The sequence below is a fragment of the Paracoccus sp. J56 genome, from assembly GCF_019633685.1.
GTDB lineage: Bacteria > Pseudomonadota > Alphaproteobacteria > Rhodobacterales > Rhodobacteraceae > Paracoccus > Paracoccus kondratievae.
In genome coordinates, this window is sequence record NZ_JAFL01000001.1 from 99,421 (window position 1) to 116,522 (window position 17,102).

Sequence of the window (17,102 nt, forward strand, 5' to 3'; positions counted from 1 at the left end):
GTCAGCGCATTTCCTTGGCCGGAGTCACTCCTAAGATACCAAGGCCGGCCGAAATGACAACGCCGACAGACCGTACAAGGGCAATTTTCGCGGCGGTCGCCTGCGAATCCCCGTCCTGCAGAAAGCGCAGGGCCGGTTCGTCATTGCCGCGGTTCCACAGCGAATGCAGCGCAGAGGCGATATCGTAGAGGAAGAAAGCGACCCGATGCGGCTCATGCGCCCGGGCGGCGATTTCGACCGTGCGTGGCCATTCTGCAACTTTCCGGGCCAGATCCAGCTCGGCCGGATGCGAAATTTGCGCCAGATCCGCCTTCGAAAGCGCCGCGTCCGAGGTATCGACGCCCATTTCGCCCGCCTTGTTCAGGACCGAGTTCACCCGGGCGCTGGCATATTGAACGTACCAGACCGGGTTGTCCTTGGACTGCTCAAGCACCTTGTCAAAGTCGAAATCCAGCGCCGCATCGTTCTTGCGCGTCAGCATGTGGAAACGGGTGACATCCGAGCCGGCCTGCTCGACCACATCGCGCAGGGTGACAAAGGTCCCGGCGCGCTTGGACATCTTGAAGGGCTCGCCGTTCTTGAACAGCCGCACAAGCTGGATCAGCTTGACATCCAGCGGCACCCGGCCATTCGACAGCGCCTTGACGGCAGCGGTCATACGCTTGACATAACCGCCATGGTCGGCGCCGAACACGTCGATCAGCGCGTCAAATCCGCGGTCGATCTTGTCCCAGTGATAGGCAATGTCCGGGGCGAAATAGGTCCAGCTGCCGTCCGATTTCTTGACCGGGCGATCCACATCGTCACCATGCGCGGTCGAGCGGAACAGAGTTTGTTCGCGCGGCTCCCAATCCTCGGGGGTCTTGCCCTTTGGCGGCTCAAGCACGCCCTCATAGATCAGGCCGGCTTCGCGCAGCCGCGCGATTGCAGCCTCGATCCGGCCAGTGCCGTAAAGCGCCTTTTCGCTTGAGAACACATCCATATGGACATTGAGCAGCGCCAGATCCTCGCGGATCATCTGCATCATCGCGTCGGTAGCGAATTCACGCACCTCGGCCAGCCATTCGGATTCCGGCTTGTCGAGCAGGCTTGTGCCGTATTTCTCTTTCAGCGCCTCGCCGACCGCGATCAGATAGTCGCCGGGGTAAAGTCCGTCGCGGATCTCGGGCTCAAGGCCGTTCGCCTCGCGGTAACGCTCATAGGCCGAACGCGCCAGCACATCGACCTGTGCCCCGCCATCATTGATATAGTATTCGCGCGTGACATCATGTCCCGAGAAATCCAGCAGCGCCGCCAGCGCATCACCAAAGACCGCGCCACGGGTATGGCCGACGTGCATCGGCCCGGTCGGGTTGGCGCTGACGAATTCGACGTTGATCCGTTTGCCCTTACCCATGTCCGAGCGGCCGTAATCCGCCCCGACCTTCAGCGCGGCGCGGATCACACCCTGCCATTCAGAGGGCGCAAGGCGCAGGTTCAAAAATCCCGGCCCAGCCACCTCGGCCGAGGTAATGCGCGGATCGGCACCCAGACGCGCGGCCAGCGTTTCGGCGATCTCGCGCGGCTTTTTTCCGGCGGGCTTGGCCAGCACCATGGCAGCGTTCGTGGCCATATCGCCATGGGCCGGGTCCCGAGGCGGCTCGACCGTCACGTTCGCGGTGTCGAGGCCCGAAGGCAGCTCGCCCGCCTGTTCCATCTGTGCCAGCGCATCAAGGACCAGCGCGCGGATATCCGAGAATAGGTTCATGGCTTCCATCCATAAGTCCGGGCCGGGATAACGCTTGGTTATGGGGGCCGTCAACCGGGCCAGAGCCCGGGACAAGGCAGCTACGCATGACCGAAAAACCGGCATCAGATTGACGAAGGGCAGGTTTTCAGCTAGGCCCGCGCTGTCTGCATCCGGCAGGCAAGGCGAGGGGCGTGCGGAAATTGCGTCCCGAACGGCTGATCATCCCGGTGACCGGGTGGGCGGCAATGGACGCAAAGGACGGCGCGGCATGGTCCGCGCATTGATACGAAAGCCCTGAATGACCAAATTTTCTGATCTGAAGCTTGACCCCAAGGTTCTGAAAGCCATTGCCGAGGCAGGCTATGAGGCCCCGACGCCGATTCAGGCCGGGGCGATTCCCCCTGCGCTCGAAGGGCGGGACGTGCTGGGCATTGCTCAGACCGGCACCGGCAAGACCGCAAGCTTCACTTTGCCGACGATCACCCGCCTTGGCCGTGGCCGGGCGCGGGCGCGTATGCCGCGCAGTCTGGTTCTGTGCCCGACGCGCGAACTGGCCGCGCAGGTGGCCGAGAACTTTGACATCTATGCCAAATACACCCGGCTGACCAAAGCCCTGCTGATCGGCGGTGTTTCGTTTGCGGAACAGGACCGGCTGATCGACCGCGGCGTGGACGTGCTGATCGCCACCCCTGGCCGCCTGCTTGATCATTTTGAGCGTGGCAAGCTGTTGCTTACGGGCGTCGAGATCATGGTCGTCGATGAGGCCGACCGGATGCTCGACATGGGCTTCATCCCCGATATCGAGCGTATCTTCCAGCTGACGCCCTTTACCCGGCAGACGCTGTTTTTCAGCGCCACCATGGCGCCCGAAATCGAGCGTATCACCGACACCTTCCTGCATCTGCCCGAGCGGATCGAGGTTGCGCGCCAGGCAACCACCAGCGAGACGATCACCCAAAAGCTCGTCGAACTGACGCCCACCCGCCGCGATCAGACCGCCAAGCAAAAGCGCGAGTTGCTGCGCGCCCTGATCCACGCCGAAGGCGAGGGGCTCAAGAACGCGATCATCTTCTGCAACCGCAAGACTGACGTGGATATTGTCGCCAAATCGCTCAAGGTGCACGGCTTTGACGCTGCGCCTATCCATGGCGATCTGGACCAGCGTCACCGCATGGCGACACTCGATGGCTTCCGCGACGGCACTTTGCGTTTCCTCGTCGCCTCGGATGTGGCGGCGCGCGGGCTTGATATTCCGGCAGTCAGCCACGTCTTTAATTTTGACCTGCCGAGCCATGCCGAGGACTACGTCCACCGCATCGGCCGAACTGGCCGGGCCGGCCGTCAGGGCACCGCGATCTCGATTTCGACGCCTGCGGATGAAAAGCTGCTTGGTGCGATTGAGGCACTTGTCAAACAGGCCCTGCCGCGCGCGTCCCTGCCCGAAGGCTTTACGCTTTCCGCAGCCGCACAGGCTCCGGCACGTCCGGCGCGTGAAAATGGTCGCAAGGATCGTGGCCGCGACCGTGATCGCGACCGCCGCGGCCGTCGTGACGACAGCGAACAGCGTCCCCCCGCCCCGGTCGAAGAGGTGCAGGTTGTGGCCCATCCCGTCGAACCCGTCGAGCGTCGCCATGACCGGCGTGAACGTCATGGAGAACGTCACGACCGCCATGACCGTCACGACCGGCGCACGGACCGTCATCCGGTAGTCGGGATGGGGGATCATATCCCGGACTTCCTGACCCGTATTTTCCGCCCTGCCTTCCGCGACCCGATCGACGCGCAGGTCGAGCAGGTCGAGGCCACCCCGGCCGAAACCGTCGCACCGGTGAGCCATGGCAAGGTCGAAACCGCTCCGATGGCTGAGACACCTGCCCCCGAGGCTACGGCCCCAGCCCCGACGCCGCTTTCGGCAGAGGAAGCCGCTACCACCGCCGAAGCCACCCCCCCTGAGGCCGAGGTCCCTGCCCCTGCCAAACCGGCCCGCAAGCGCAAACCGCGCGCGCCCAAGGCCGAGGCCAAGGCAGAGCCTGCGCCCGAAGCAGCCGCCGAAGTGCAGGGGGCCGAAACAGTTTCGCCCGAACCGGCGACCGATGTAGCTGCCGAGACCGTCCCCGAGACGGCACCGGCGGCAGCGCCCAAGCGCAAGCGCAAGACGGCGCCCAAGGCAGCTGACAAGACTGAGGAACAATCCGGGGCGAAACCTGCGACCAAAGCACCCGCCAAGCCGCGCGCGCCGCGCAAGCCCCGCACCCAGCCGGCAAGCGCCCCCGAGACCGGGACTGACGCTGGGGCCAAGGCGGAACCTGCCGAAGCCACCGCGCCGAACCCGGACGATACGGCAACCACGACCTGATCCAAATCATGGCCCGTCCGGCCCTCATGTCCTCGCCACGACGCGCGTTCTGGGCCGCTCTTGCCGCCAACGCAGGCCTTGGCGCGCTTGCGGCACTGGGTCAGGCGCCGTGGGAATTGTGGCCGCTGACGGTCATCGCATTGGCCCTTGTCTGCCGGCAGGTCGCAACGGCAGACACCGCGCGATGGGCCGCCTTGCAGGTCTTTGCAGCCGGGCTTGGGCACTTTGCCCTTGCCATGTTCTGGATCATCGAACCCTTTCTCGTTGAACCCGAGGTCTATGGCTGGATGGCCCCCTTTGCCTTGCTGTTCATGGCGGCAGGCGCTGCACTTTTCTGGACCATTCCTGCATGGCTTGCAGTGCGGATTGCCCCCGGCTTTCCCCGTCAGGGGGTGGCCTTTGCCGCGCTGATGGTCCTGTCGGACTGGCTGCGGGGCTGGATATTCACCGGTCTGCCCTGGGCGCTGACCGGCCATATCTGGATCAATACTCCGGCTGCGCAGATCGCAGCCACATTTGGCTCAATCGGCCTGTCGGCCCTGACCATGCTTGCCGCCGCCCTGCCGCTGATCTTTCATCGCCCGGGCCGGTTTGCAGCTCTGCCGGGCTGGGTCCTGTCGATCCTCGTCATCGCCACGGCATGGAGCGCGGGTCTCGCCCGCCTTGCCCAGCCACTGCCACCTGATACCGGGCTGCACCTGCGGCTGGTCCAACCTAATGCCACGCAGGCACTGAAATGGGATCCCGTGTGGTCCGAGGTCTTTTTCGGCCGCCTGCTTGAGCTTTCGGCGGCCCGCGACCCCGGCAAGCCCGCACCCGATGTGATGATCTGGCCGGAAACGGCGGTGAACTTCCTGCTGAACCAATCGGGAACTGCGGCGCAGGACATCTCGGCCTATGTTGGCGCGCCGGTCATTCTGGGCATCCAGCGCAGCGAAGGCAGCCGCTATTTCAACAGCCTGACCCAGTTTTCAGACGCTGGTATCGGTCCGGTCTATGACAAGTTTCACCTCGTCCCCTTTGGCGAATATACGCCATGGGGCGATGTGATGGCCCGTTTCGGCATCCGCGCCTTTGCCGCGCAGCATGGCTTTGGCTATTCTGCGGGTCCCGGCCCACAGGTCATGCGCCTGCCCGGCCTGCCTGCGATGCAGCCGCTGATCTGCTATGAGGCCGTCTTTTCGCGGCATCTGATTTCAGGCGAGGATCGGCCTGACTGGCTGTTACAGGTCACGAATGACGGGTGGTTCGGACAGATATCGGGACCGTGGCAACATCTGGCGCAGGCGCGGCTGCGCACTATCGAGTCAGGCCTGCCACTTATGCGGGCGGCAAATACCGGCGTCTCGGCAGTGATTGATGCACGCGGCGGGATCCGGGCCAGTCTGGGACTGAACCTTACCGGGCGGATTGACGCACCCCTGCCCGGCGCGCTGCCCCCGACCCCTTGGTCACGCTGGGGTGACGGGCCGGCGGTGGCAGTGACGCTGGCAGTGCTTTTGTTTTGCCTGCGACGTGGGCGGGCCTCGCTGCGCTGTTGACGGCAAGGGGTCCGTCCTCTAACGCTTCGTCTTGACCGTCACAACGGCTTCCTGGCGTGACGGCGTCATTTTAACGGAGCAATTTCATGGCCAGACAGAACTATGTGTTCACCTCGGAATCGGTGTCCGAGGGCCATCCCGACAAGTTATGCGATCAGATCTCGGATGCGGTGCTTGACGCGCTGCTGGCCGAGGATCCGGCCGCGCGCGTCGCATGTGAGGCTTTTGCCACCACCGGAACCGTGGTCATCGGCGGAGAGATCGGGCTGAGCGATAAAAAGAAGCTTGGCGAATACATGGGGCACATCAGTCAGATCGCCCGTGATACGATCCGCGATATTGGCTATGAACAGGAAAAGTTCCATTGGAACACCTGCCATGTGCACAATTACCTGCACGAACAGTCGGCCCATATCAGTCAGGGCGTGGACCGCGACGGTGCCGGCGATCAGGGTATCATGTTCGGCTATGCCGTCGATGAAACCCCCGAGTTGATGCCCGCGCCGATTCAATATGCGCATGCGATCCTGCGTCGTCTGGCCGAGGCCCGCAGATCGGGCGCCGAGCCGATGCTGGGGCCAGACGCGAAGTCCCAGCTGAGCCTGCGTTACGAAAACGGCAAACCGGTCGAGATCACCAGCCTTGTGCTGTCGCATCAGCACAAGGATGAGGCCCAGACCTCGGATGATATCCGCGCCATCGTTGAACCCTATATCCGCGAGGTATTGCCCTCGGAATGGCTGACTGAGCGGACAGAATGGTGGGTGAACCCGACCGGGACTTTCGTCATCGGCGGGCCGGACGGCGACGCAGGTCTGACCGGGCGCAAGATTATCGTCGACACCTATGGCGGCGCCGCCCCGCATGGTGGCGGTGCTTTCTCGGGCAAGGACCCGACCAAGGTCGACCGCTCGGCCGCCTATGCCGCACGCTATCTGGCCAAGAACGTGGTCGCCGCGGGGCTGGCAAAGCGCTGCACCATCCAGCTGTCCTATGCCATCGGCGTGGCAAAGCCGCTGTCGATCTATGCCGATACTTTCGGGACCAGCGAAATCCCCGAGGCCGAGATCGAACGCGCCATCTCACGCGCCATGGATCTGACACCGCGCGGGATCCGCGAGCATCTGGATCTGTGCCGCCCGATCTATCGCCGCACCGCTGCCTATGGCCACTTTGGCCGGGCGCCGGAAGCTGATGGTGGATTCTCGTGGGAGCGGACGGATCTGGCTGAGGCCATCAGGCGGGAATTGTAAGGCAATGGGGGGCTTTGCCCCCGCGCGTTCCGCGCTCCCCCAGGATATTTGGACACGAAAGAAGCCAAGGGTGGGTTGCCCTTGGCTTTTTTCGGTCAGTCCTTGAAGCTGCGGCTGTCCTTGATCTGGTCCCAGGCCCAGACCACCTCTTGCAAGCGTTCTTCGTCTGAGCGGTCACCACCGTTCATATCAGGATGAAGATCCTTGACCAGGGATTTGTATTGCTTGCGGATTTCTCCGCGGGTCCAGGTTTCCTTGGCCTCAAGGATTTCAAGGGCGCGGCGTTCTGTCGGCGGCAGTTTACGGGCCGTCTGGGTGCGGACTTCGGGATTGGTGCCGTTCGCGCCCAGAATCTCGAGCGGGTCGTCAATGCCGTGACGCGCCCATTTACGTTCTTGCGTGGCGCGGCCAAAGGGTTTGGTCGGACGCTCCCACACCGTGGCATTGTCCAGAAACTCCTGGAATTCGGCCTCGGACTGACCTTGGAAATAATTCCAGTTCAGGTTGTATTCGCGGACGTGTTCCTTGCAGAACCAGTAGTAATCATCAAGTGCACGCGGCGATTTGGGTGCACGATACTGGCCCGGCTCGGTGCAGCCGGCCTTGTCGCACCGCCGGGTCGAGGTCTCGAACGCACCCGACATGCCACGCCGGCCCTTTGCCCGGCGCTTTTTGTCCGCAGCTGCGGAAATATCGAATCCGAACGGGTCGCTGTTGCTCATTTGCCTGCCTTGTCCTGAACGGGACAGGCAGTTTAGGCTATTTCGCAGGACATGAAAGGGGGGCAAGCGAATGATCGCCAAAGAAATGCACAAAAGACTGGCCGCGCTGGAGCCCTCGCGTCTGGAAATCATTGACGAAAGCGAAAGCCATCGCGGCCATGGCGGCTGGCGCGAGGGCGGAGAGACCCATTTCCGCATCCGCATGGCAAGCCCGCAATTCGCCGGGCTGAACCATGTCGCACGTCACCGGCTGGTGCATCGCACCCTGGGCGATATTGTGCCGCGTATTCACGCTTTGGCGCTGGAACTGGCGGAAAACTGACCCGTTAGCGCACGCAGGCTTGCCCGTTCCGGAGCCGGGGCGTAGAAGCCCCGAAAAGCAGAAATCACAAGGAATTTTCGGATGAGCTCGCCCAAGGATTTCAACGATCGCATGCTGTCGCTTGGCCTTGCCCGCGTCAGCGAGGCGGCCGCCCATGCCTCGGCGCGGCTGATCGGCCGCGGTGACGAGAAGGCAGCCGACCAGGCCGCCGTGAATGCGATGCGCGAACAGCTGAACATGCTGGACATCAAGGGCGTCGTCGTTATCGGCGAAGGCGAGCGGGACGAGGCCCCGATGCTGTTTATCGGCGAAGAGGTCGGCTCGGGTCAGGGGCCCGAAGTGGATATCGCGCTGGACCCGCTGGAGGGCACCACGCTGACCGCCAAGGACATGCCGAACGCCCTGACCGTGATCGCCATGGCGCCGCGCGGCACCCTGTTGCATGCGCCCGACGTTTACATGGAAAAGCTGGCCATCGGGCCGGGCTATCCCAAGGATATCGTCAGCCTCGACATGTCCCCGGCCGAGCGAGTGCGCGCGCTGGCCAAGTCCCGTGGCGTCAAGGACGGCGATATCACCGTCTGCATCCTTGAGCGTCCGCGCCATGAGAATCTGATCGCCGAAGTCCGCTCGACCGGGGCGGCCATCCGCCTGATCACCGATGGCGATGTTGCCGGTGTGATCCATTGCGCCGAGGCCGAACTGACCGGCATCGACATGTATATGGGTTCGGGCGGCGCGCCCGAAGGAGTTCTGGCTGCCTCGGCGCTGAAATGCATGGGCGGGCAGATGTGGGGCAAGCTGTTGTTCCGCAACGAGGATGAAAAGGCCCGCGCCGCCAAGGCCGGCATCACCGATCTTGACCGTATTTATTCGCGCGATGAGATGGTGACCGCCGATGTGATCTTTGCCGCGACCGGCGTCACCAACGGCTCGATCGTGGCCGGCGTGAAGCGTGAGCCGCATTATCTGCAGACCGAAACCATTCTCATGCGTTCGAAAACCGGCTCGGTGCGGCGCATGATCTATCGCAATCCGATCCGCTAAGCACGGGACAGGGTTGAACAGCAGGCGGTCATGGGGGATGAAGCCCACATGACCGCCTTTCTTTCCGTCACCTCTTCTTTGACCGGCCGGCTGTGGCGTGGCCCCGAGGCTGCGCTGGAGCGCACTGCCGAAGCACTGGCGCAGGACAGCCGCCTGCCCCTGCCCGTCTGCCGGATCCTGGCTGCTCGCGGTGTGCCCGCAAATGAAGCGCCGCTTTATCTTGATCCCAAGCTGCGTGATCTGCTGCCCGACCCCTCGCAACTGCGCGACATGGACAAGGCAGCCGACCGGTTGGTGGCGGCGGTTCTGAGTAAGCAGCGCATTGCTATATTTGCCGATTACGACGTGGACGGGGGCGCCTCAGCAGCACTGCTTCTTGACTGGCTACGTCGGCAGGGACGCGATGCAAGCCTATATATCCCGGACCGTATCGACGAAGGCTATGGACCAAACGCCCCCGCCATCGCGGCGCTGTCGCGCGATCACGACCTGATTATCTGCGTCGATTGCGGCACGCTTAGTCATGAGGCTCTGGCGGCAGCCAGCTGCGATGTCATCGTGCTGGACCACCACCAGGGAGGGGAGACCCTGCCCCCCGTTCTGGCTGTGGTGAACCCGAATCGCGCCGATGAGGACGGCAGCCTTGGCCATCTTTGCGCCGCAGGTGTGGTGTTTCTGGCACTGGTGCGCTGCAATAGCCTGCTGCGTCAGGGTGGTCATCCCCAGCCCGACCTGATTCCCATGCTGGATCTGGTGGCGCTGGCGACGGTCGCGGATGTGGCGCCCTTGATTGGGGTGAACCGTGCCTTTGTCCGACAGGGGCTGCTGATCATGGCGCGGCGCGAACGACCGGGCCTTGTGGCGCTGTCTGATGCAGCGCGGCTTGATTCGGCACCGAATACCTTTCACCTCGGCTTTCTGCTGGGACCGCGCATCAATGCCGGTGGCCGGGTCGGCAAGGCCGATCTGGGCGCGCTCTGCCTATCCTGCACCGATAGCCGACAGGCCGGACGGCTGGCGGCCGAGCTGGACGCGCTGAACCGCGACCGCCGCGCCATCGAATCTGCGGTACGTGACGAAGCATTGGCCCAGGTCGAGGCGCGTGCTCAGGCTACTGGCGATACGGGCTGTGTCGCCTGGGCGGCAGGCGAAGGCTGGCATCCCGGCGTTGTCGGCATTGTCGCCGCGCGGGTGAAAGAGGCGACCGGCCTGCCCTCGGTGGTGGTCGGGATTGAAAATGGCATCGGCAAAGGCTCGGCACGATCCGTGCCCGGCGTAGATCTGGGCCGCGCCATTCAGCGCCTTACGGCCGAGGGGCTGCTGCTTAAAGGTGGTGGTCATGCGATGGCGGCGGGCCTGACGGTCGAAGAGGCAAAGATCCCCGCCGCTATGGAGCGGCTTTCGCAGCTTTTGGCACGAGAGATGTCTGACCGCCCCGGCGCGGGTGAACTGCGCATCTCGGGCCTTTTGGACCCTGCCGGCGCGACCATCGAGCTGATGCAGATGCTGGAACGGGCCGGCCCCTTTGGTCAGGCGGCACCAGCGCCACGCTTTGCCTTTGCCGCGCAGCTGATCGACAGCGCCGCAACCATGGGCGACAGCCATTTACGCCTGCGTTTCCGCAGCCCCGGCAGTCCGGTTCTGGAAGCCGTCGGTTGGGGTGCGATGAGCGGCCCTCTGGGTCCCGCGCTTTTGGGTGCCAAGGGGCGACGCTTTCATCTGGCGGGCAAGCTTGAGCTGTCGCAATGGGGCGGGCGTGAACGCGTGCGGCTGCGCCTTGATGATGCTGCACCGGTCGAGTGAGCCCGGCAAGTGTCTGGCAGAAAAACTTTGCAGCCAGACGATTTTTCCGCTTGCAGCCTTGGGACAGAGGACCTAAATACCGCCCCACACCGCAGGGCAGCGCCCGGTGGAACAAGAAAGTGGCCCGTTCGTCTATCGGTTAGGACGTCAGGTTTTCAACCTGAAAAGAGGGGTTCGACTCCCCTACGGGCTGCCATTTTTCAATGTATTCTATTGAAATTGTAGCGTAATTTGCGCAAGTCCGGGTCATAGCTACCCACTAGCTGTCATGCGCTTAGGCCGTTGGTCTGCCTTTCAGTTTTGCGCCTGCGAGGGCGGCCTGAACCTTGATCCGGTCGCACTGCGCCTTGTTGTAGTTTTCCATCTTGCGGGGCAGCATCTTCAGTTCCGGGCCGGTCATGTCCACCCCGCGCTGGTGCTCAAGCCGGTCCACTGCCTCTAGAATCTTCTTGGCGATCACTCAGCTCGTTGTTGCGCTGGTTGCTGACGCCGCAGCCCTTGGTGTCATCGTCCCGCCCATAGTATGCTGGGGTGGCTGTGGTCTTGATGGCCCCCGTGGGGGTGACGTGGCTGCTCAGGTAGAGCTTCATAGACCGTTCACCGTATATCCGTCCGCCAGTATGAAGCACAACCGGCGATACGGGCCAGGTTACGCGACTGCGTGACATTTGCATGACCTCTTGCTTGGGTCGTCGCCCTGAACGTTTCCGCCGCGCTTTTGTCGTCGACAGCAAAGATACGCTGCCCGACAAGGCTAAGCAGACGTTACGCGTGCGGAAGCCGTAGGCTGGTGGCAGCAACGCATGGCGAAGTTGGCGCAGGGCAGCCAGCGCCATCGTGCGCTGGTCCAGAAGATCAGTGCCGGTCACGTCAGCCAACGACAGGCCGCTTTCACAAGGGGGCGATCCTGTTTTCTCGCGATTGACGAATCTGCGGGGCGCGCGCTAAGAACAAAACAGAAACATATGGCTAAACCATGTCCGCACGCCCTTTCCCTATCGGGGTGGCGCCTTTCGGACGGGCGCCAGTCCCCGTGGTGCCCTCTCTGACCGCACCAATCCTGTCCGAAGCCTTTGGCACCCGCCCCCTGACCGGGGCTGCACCGGGATTCGTGCTGGCCACACTGCCGCCAGGGCTGGTGCTTTGGGTGCAAGACCGGCTGAGCCGGACCGAATTCGGCGCACCCTTCCTGCCCGGTATGGGCCGCGACTTGTTAAGGCTGGACCTGACGCGCCCTGCCGATGTGCTGGCCGCGCTGGAAGACGGGCTGCAAAGCCGGGCGCTTGCGGCCGTGGTGGGCGAGATTCATGGCCATGCCCCGGCGCTAAGCTTTACCGCCAGCCGACGGCTGGCGCTGCGGGCCGAGGCGGCGGGACTGCCCTGCTGGCTGATCCGTCATGCCGCGCGCCCCGAGGCCAGCGCAGCGCGGATGCGCTGGCGGCTGGCACCCCTGCCCTCGGCCACCGATCCCGACGACCCGTATGCGCCCGGCGATCCGCTGTGGCTGGCCGAGCTGTTCCGGGCGCGTGGTCAGCCCCCCTCGACCTGGCTGGTGCGCCATGACCGGGCGGCGGATCGTCTCGATTTCTCTGCCCCGGCTGGCGATCGAAAGCTGGCTGAGCCGCGCCGCAAAGCGGGGTGACGACTGGCCCGAGACAGTCCCGCTGGCGCTTTCGGTTCCCGGCACGCATGGCCCTGTCATTCATGCAGTGAACCGCGCCGCCGAAGAGGCCGGAGCTCGCATCGGGGCCCGCGCTGTGGACAGCCGCGCCATCTGCCCCGCGCTGCGCATTGAGCAGGCCGAACCTGAACAGGATGCGGCAAGGCTGGCACGGCTTGCCTTTTGGGCGAGGCGCTGGGGACCGTGGAGCACGCCGGACGGTGATGACGGCATCCTTATCGACACCACAGGCACCGCCCATCTGTTCGGGGGCGAGGCCGCAATGCTGGCCCGTATACAGGCGCATTTTGCCCGCGCAGGGCTGACAGCAAAGCTGGCGCTGGCACCCACGCGCGGCACGGCATGGGCGCTGGCTCGCTTTGGTCCAGAACGTGCGATTTGCACTGACCCTCTGCCGGCGCTGGCACCCCTGCCGGTCGCCGGGCTGCGACTGTCGGATGAAACGCAGCTGTTGTTACGGCGGCTTGGGCTAAAGACCATCGGTGATCTGGCGGCTATCCCGCGCCTGTCGCTGATGCGCCGCTTTGCCCGCGCAGGCGCGCAGGACAACCCGCTGATCCGGCTGGATCAGGCGCTGGGACGCGCGGCCGAGCCGCTGGGTGCGCCCGAACCCGCGCCAGAGTTCGCCGCCGAGGCGCGGCTGGCCGAACCGGTCGTCGACCCTTCGGACTGGTTGCCGGAACTGCTTGAACGGCTTTGTGCGCAGCTTGCGGCGGCGGATCGCGGCTGTCGGCGGCTGTGCCTTTCAGTATTTCGCATTGATGGTGAACGGCGCGATATCCGTGTCTCGATGGCCGCCCCCACGCGCGAAGCCGCGCATCTGCTGCGCCTTTTTGACGGCCGGTCAGAGCGGCTGGACCCCGGCTATGGTTTCGACCTGATCCGCCTTGCCGCCGAGGCGGTCGAGCCGCTGACCGCCGCCCAGCCCGGCCTTGATGGTGCCGCGCCTTCGGGCCTTGCACTCGCGCGGCTGGTGGACAGGCTGGCGGCTCGCTTTGGCCCAACCGCAATCAGCCGCCCCTTGCCACACGAAAGCCACATCCCCGAACGGGCCGAAATCCCCGGCCCGCCGCTTGCAGCCATTCCCGCCCCGCCTGCACGCGCGGACCGGCCGATCCGGCTCTTGTCTCCAGCCGAGGAAATCCGCGTCCTCTACGTCATTCCCGAGGGGCCGCCCGCGCAATTCATCTGGCGCCGCCAGACCCTGCGCGTCGCCCGCCATGCCGGACCCGAAAGGATCGCGCCGGAGTGGTGGCGCGACCGTCCCGGCACCCGGCTGCGCGACTATTTCCGCATCGAGGATGACACTGGCCTGCGCCTGTGGATCTATCGCGAGGGGCTCATCCATGACGGCCGTGGCGGCGCTCCGCGATGGTTCCTGCACGGGATTTTTGCCTGATGCCCGAACATCACGCCCGTCCCCAGATCCCGCTGCCCGAGGTCAAGCGCCCGAACCCGCCCTCTGATTACATCGAACTGGCGGTGACCAGTGCCTTTAGCTTTCTGCATGGTGCCTCGCATCCCCATGAACTGGCGCTGACGGCCTGTCATCTGGGCTATGACGCGCTGGGGATAGCCGATCTGAACAGCCTTGCCGGAGTGGTACGCCTGCATGCGGCGGCAAAACAATTGCACCTGCGTCCGGTAATCGGGGCGCGGATCGTATTGGCCGATGGCAGCGCCTTTCTGGCCTATCCGACCGACCGCGCAGCTTACGGCCGCCTTGCGTCACTGATCACCAAGGGACGACGGCATGATCTTGACGGGCACTGGCAAGGAAAGGGTCGCTGTGATCTGAACCTTGACGATCTTGCCAGCCACGCCCAAGGCATGCGCCTGATCTGGCTGCCGGGCAATGACCTGACGTCCCTGCCCCGGCTTGCCGAACGCCTGCCGCAGCTGTCCCATGTCGCGGCAAGCTGGCTGTATCGCGGCGACGACCGGTCCCGTATCAACCGCCTTGACCGGGCAGCGCGGGCAGCTGGCCTGTCAATCGTCGCGGTGAACGATGTCCATTACCACGCGCCCGAGCGGCGTCCGCTGCAGGATGTCATGACCTGCATCCGCGAGGGCACCACCATCGACCGCGCGGGCCTGCTGCTTGCCCAAAACGCCGAGCGGCACCTGAAGAGCCCGGCCGCAATGGTGCGGCTGTTCTCGGACTGGCCGCACGCCATCCGCGCGACGCGCGAGATCGCCGAAAGCTGCACCTTTTCGCTGGACGAACTGCAATATGAATACCCGCGCGAAAGCGTGCCTCCCGGTCTTACCCCGCAAGAGCATCTTGAAAACCTGACCTGGCAAGGCGCGGCCTGGCGCTATCCCGAAGGTGTGCCCGAAAAGGTTCGCGCGACTCTGGTCAAGGAACTGGCCGTGATCGGCAAGAAAAACATCGCGCAATATTTCCTGACCATTCACGACATCATCCGCTACGCCAAGGCGCAGGGTATTCTGTATCAGGGGCGCGGATCGGCAGCGAATTCAGCGGTCTGTTTCGTGCTTGGCATCACTCCGGTCGATCCGGCCCGGCATGAGCTGTTGTTTGAGCGTTTCATCAGCGAGACCCGCACCGAGCCGCCCGATATCGACGTCGATTTCGAGCATGAGCGGCGCGAAGAGATCATCCAGCACATCTATCAGCGCCATGGCCGCGACCGTGCCGGGCTATGCGCCACGGTGATCCATTACCGCCCCCGCAGCGCCATACGCGAGGTTGGCAAGGTCATGGGCCTGTCCGAGGATGTGACCTCGGCACTGGCCAATACCGTCTGGGGCAGCTGGGGCAAGGATATGAGCGCAGCCTCGACCGATCAGGCGGGGCTTGATCTGCACGACCCAGTCCTGCGCCGGACGGTCCGGCTGGCAGATGAAATGATCGGTATGCCTCGCCACCTGTCCCAGCATGTCGGGGGCTTTGTGCTGACCGAGGGGCCCCTGTCCGAAACCGTGCCCATCGGCAATGCCGCCATGCCGGATCGCAGCTTTATCGAATGGGACAAGGACGACATTGATGAGCTTGGCATCCTTAAGGTCGATGTGCTGGCGCTGGGGATGCTGACCTGCATCCGCAAATGCTTTGCCCTGATCAGGGCGCATCATGGCAAGACCCTGACGCTTTCGGATTTCGACCATGACGATCAACCTACCTATGAGATGCTGCAAAGAGGTGACAGCATTGGCACCTTTCAGGTCGAAAGCCGCGCACAGATGGCAATGCTGCCGCGACTGAAGCCCAGGACGTTTTATGATCTGGTCATTCAGGTCGCCATCGTCCGGCCAGGCCCGATTCAGGGCAATATGGTCCATCCGTATCTGCGGCGTCGCAGCGGGCAGGAGGATGTCGAATATCCCGGCCCCCGCGACGGCGATCCCGATGAGCTGAAAAACATCCTGTCACGCACCAAGGGCGTGCCGATCTTTCAGGAACAGGCGATGAAGATTGCCATGGTCGCAGCGCAGTTCTCCCCCGCCGAGGTTGATAAGCTGCGCAAGGCCATGGCGACATTCCGTTCGCGCGGGACGATCGGGCAGCTACAGGACCGCATGGTCGAAAAGATGGTCGCGCGCGGCTATGACCGCGAATTCGCCGAACGGTGCTTTAACCAGATCAGGGGATTCGGCGATTACGGCTTTCCGGAAAGCCATGCGGCAGCCTTTGCCCATCTGGCCTATGTCTCGGCCTGGCTGAAATGCCATCACCCGGAGGCCTTTGCTGCCGCACTGCTCAACAGCCAGCCCATGGGGTTTTATGGCCCGGCGCAGATTGTGCGCGACGCACGCGAACATGGTGTGACGGTGCTGCCGGTCGATGTGAATATCAGTGAATGGGACAATACGCTGGAGCCCTGCGATAGTGCCTTTGCCCTGCGCCTTGGCCTGCGCCAGATCGACGGACTGGCCAGAGCCCCGGCCGAGCGTATCGTGCAGGCGCGCCGCGGCGGCCCCTATACTGATCTGGCCGATCTGAAACGCCGCGCCGACCTTGATACCCGGACGATCCGTCAGGTCGCGACCGCCGATGCGCTACGCTCTTTGAACCTCGACCGCAGGGCGGGGCTGTGGCAGGCGCGGGCGTTGCGCGATGCGCCAGAGCTGCCGCTTTTTGGCCGCCGGGACGAAGGGGCCGAACCTGCAATCTCTCTGCCTGCCATGCCGCTGTGTGAACAGGTCACCGCCGATTACCAGACGCTGCGCCTGTCGTTGAAAGCCCATCCCATGGCCTTTCTGCGCCGCAGCCTGACCGATCAGGGTTATACGCCCGCCGCCGCTCTGGCACGGCTGCCGAACCGGGCATGGCTGCGCATGGCCGGAATCGTGCTGGTCCGCCAGCGCCCGGGCAGCGCCAATGGCACCTGTTTCATCACGCTGGAAGATGAAACCGGCGTCGCCAATCTGGTGATCTGGGCAAAGACCTTTGGCCAGTTCCGCAAAGTAGCGATGAGCGCCCGCCTATTGGAAATCCGCGGCCAGCTTCAGCGCGCCGATGGCGTGACCCATGTCATCGCCCATTGGCTGGGGGACCGTTCGGACGCGCTGTTGCGCCTGGCCGGAGAGGCCCCCGCCACGCTGCCCCAGCCCCGGCCCAGCCATCCGCGCAAGGTGCGCATCCTGCCGAAATCGCGCGACTTTCATTAAGCCGCGCCCAAGG

12 protein-coding genes, 1 tRNA gene and 1 riboswitch are annotated in these 17,102 nt (G+C 64.0%); of the genes, 10 read left to right on the top strand and 3 right to left on the bottom strand.

Annotated features, from left to right (window positions below; translation table 11 throughout):
- Position 1: 1 nt before the first annotated feature.
- The gene (gene argS, locus M511_RS00475; protein WP_010392435.1) at positions 2 to 1,747 is read right to left on the bottom strand and encodes an arginine--tRNA ligase; all 1,746 of its coding nucleotides are present in this window, start codon (positions 1,745 to 1,747) and stop codon (positions 2 to 4) included.
- Positions 1,748 to 2,027: 280 nt separating this feature from the next.
- Between argS and M511_RS00480 the strand changes: the two genes are divergently transcribed.
- From M511_RS00480 to metK, 3 genes are all read left to right on the top strand, one after another.
- Positions 2,028 to 4,085 (top strand): DEAD/DEAH box helicase, encoded by a 2,058-nt coding sequence (locus M511_RS00480; protein ID WP_085501085.1) that lies wholly within the window; start codon positions 2,028 to 2,030, stop codon positions 4,083 to 4,085.
- A gap of 8 nt (positions 4,086 to 4,093) precedes the next feature.
- On the top strand, positions 4,094 to 5,626 hold the full coding sequence (gene lnt, locus M511_RS00485; RefSeq protein ID WP_085501086.1) for an apolipoprotein N-acyltransferase: 1,533 nt from the start codon (positions 4,094 to 4,096) through the stop codon (positions 5,624 to 5,626).
- A gap of 32 nt (positions 5,627 to 5,658) precedes the next feature.
- A riboswitch (SAM-SAH riboswitch) is annotated at positions 5,659 to 5,707 on the top strand.
- 5 nt (positions 5,708 to 5,712) lie between these two features.
- Positions 5,713 to 6,879, top strand: coding sequence for a methionine adenosyltransferase (gene metK, locus M511_RS00490; RefSeq protein ID WP_085501087.1), 1,167 nt, complete (start codon positions 5,713 to 5,715; stop codon positions 6,877 to 6,879).
- Between the two features lie 95 nt (positions 6,880 to 6,974).
- On the opposite strand, the gene M511_RS00495 is transcribed toward metK, so the two are convergent.
- Entirely contained in the window at positions 6,975 to 7,601 is a 627-nt protein-coding gene (locus M511_RS00495; RefSeq protein WP_010392443.1) for a J domain-containing protein, read from the bottom strand.
- A gap of 70 nt (positions 7,602 to 7,671) precedes the next feature.
- On the opposite strand from M511_RS00495, the gene M511_RS00500 reads away from it, so the two are divergent.
- From M511_RS00500 to M511_RS00515, 4 genes are all read left to right on the top strand, one after another.
- The gene (locus M511_RS00500; protein ID WP_010392445.1) at positions 7,672 to 7,923 is read left to right on the top strand and encodes a BolA family protein; all 252 of its coding nucleotides are present in this window, start codon (positions 7,672 to 7,674) and stop codon (positions 7,921 to 7,923) included.
- 81 nt (positions 7,924 to 8,004) lie between these two features.
- Entirely contained in the window at positions 8,005 to 8,970 is a 966-nt protein-coding gene (gene glpX / locus M511_RS00505) for a class II fructose-bisphosphatase (RefSeq protein WP_010392447.1), read from the top strand.
- Between the two features lie 48 nt (positions 8,971 to 9,018).
- On the top strand, positions 9,019 to 10,773 hold the full coding sequence (gene recJ, locus M511_RS00510; RefSeq protein ID WP_085501088.1) for a single-stranded-DNA-specific exonuclease RecJ: 1,755 nt from the start codon (positions 9,019 to 9,021) through the stop codon (positions 10,771 to 10,773).
- A gap of 121 nt (positions 10,774 to 10,894) precedes the next feature.
- Positions 10,895 to 10,969: transfer RNA gene (locus M511_RS00515), tRNA-Glu, on the top strand.
- Positions 10,970 to 11,047: 78 nt separating this feature from the next.
- Here M511_RS00515 and M511_RS00520 read toward each other — a convergent pair.
- Positions 11,048 to 11,233 carry a hypothetical protein gene (locus tag M511_RS00520; RefSeq protein ID WP_139824516.1) on the bottom strand — a complete coding sequence of 62 codons (186 nt, stop codon included), beginning with the start codon at positions 11,231 to 11,233 and terminating at the stop codon, positions 11,048 to 11,050.
- 516 nt (positions 11,234 to 11,749) lie between these two features.
- Between M511_RS00520 and M511_RS00525 the strand changes: the two genes are divergently transcribed.
- From M511_RS00525 to M511_RS00535, 3 genes are read left to right on the top strand one after another with little or no spacing between them, the layout of a single operon-like run.
- A complete protein-coding gene (locus tag M511_RS00525; protein ID WP_085501089.1) occupies positions 11,750 to 12,415 on the top strand; it encodes an ImuA family protein in 666 nt (221 codons plus the stop codon).
- Positions 12,333 to 13,853 carry a Y-family DNA polymerase gene (locus M511_RS00530; protein WP_085501090.1) on the top strand — a complete coding sequence of 507 codons (1,521 nt, stop codon included), beginning with the start codon at positions 12,333 to 12,335 and terminating at the stop codon, positions 13,851 to 13,853. The genes M511_RS00525 and M511_RS00530 overlap by 83 nt, the downstream gene beginning before the upstream one ends.
- A complete protein-coding gene (locus M511_RS00535; protein ID WP_085501167.1) occupies positions 13,853 to 17,089 on the top strand; it encodes an error-prone DNA polymerase in 3,237 nt (1,078 codons plus the stop codon). The genes M511_RS00530 and M511_RS00535 overlap by 1 nt, the downstream gene beginning before the upstream one ends.
- Positions 17,090 to 17,102 lie beyond the last annotated feature (13 nt).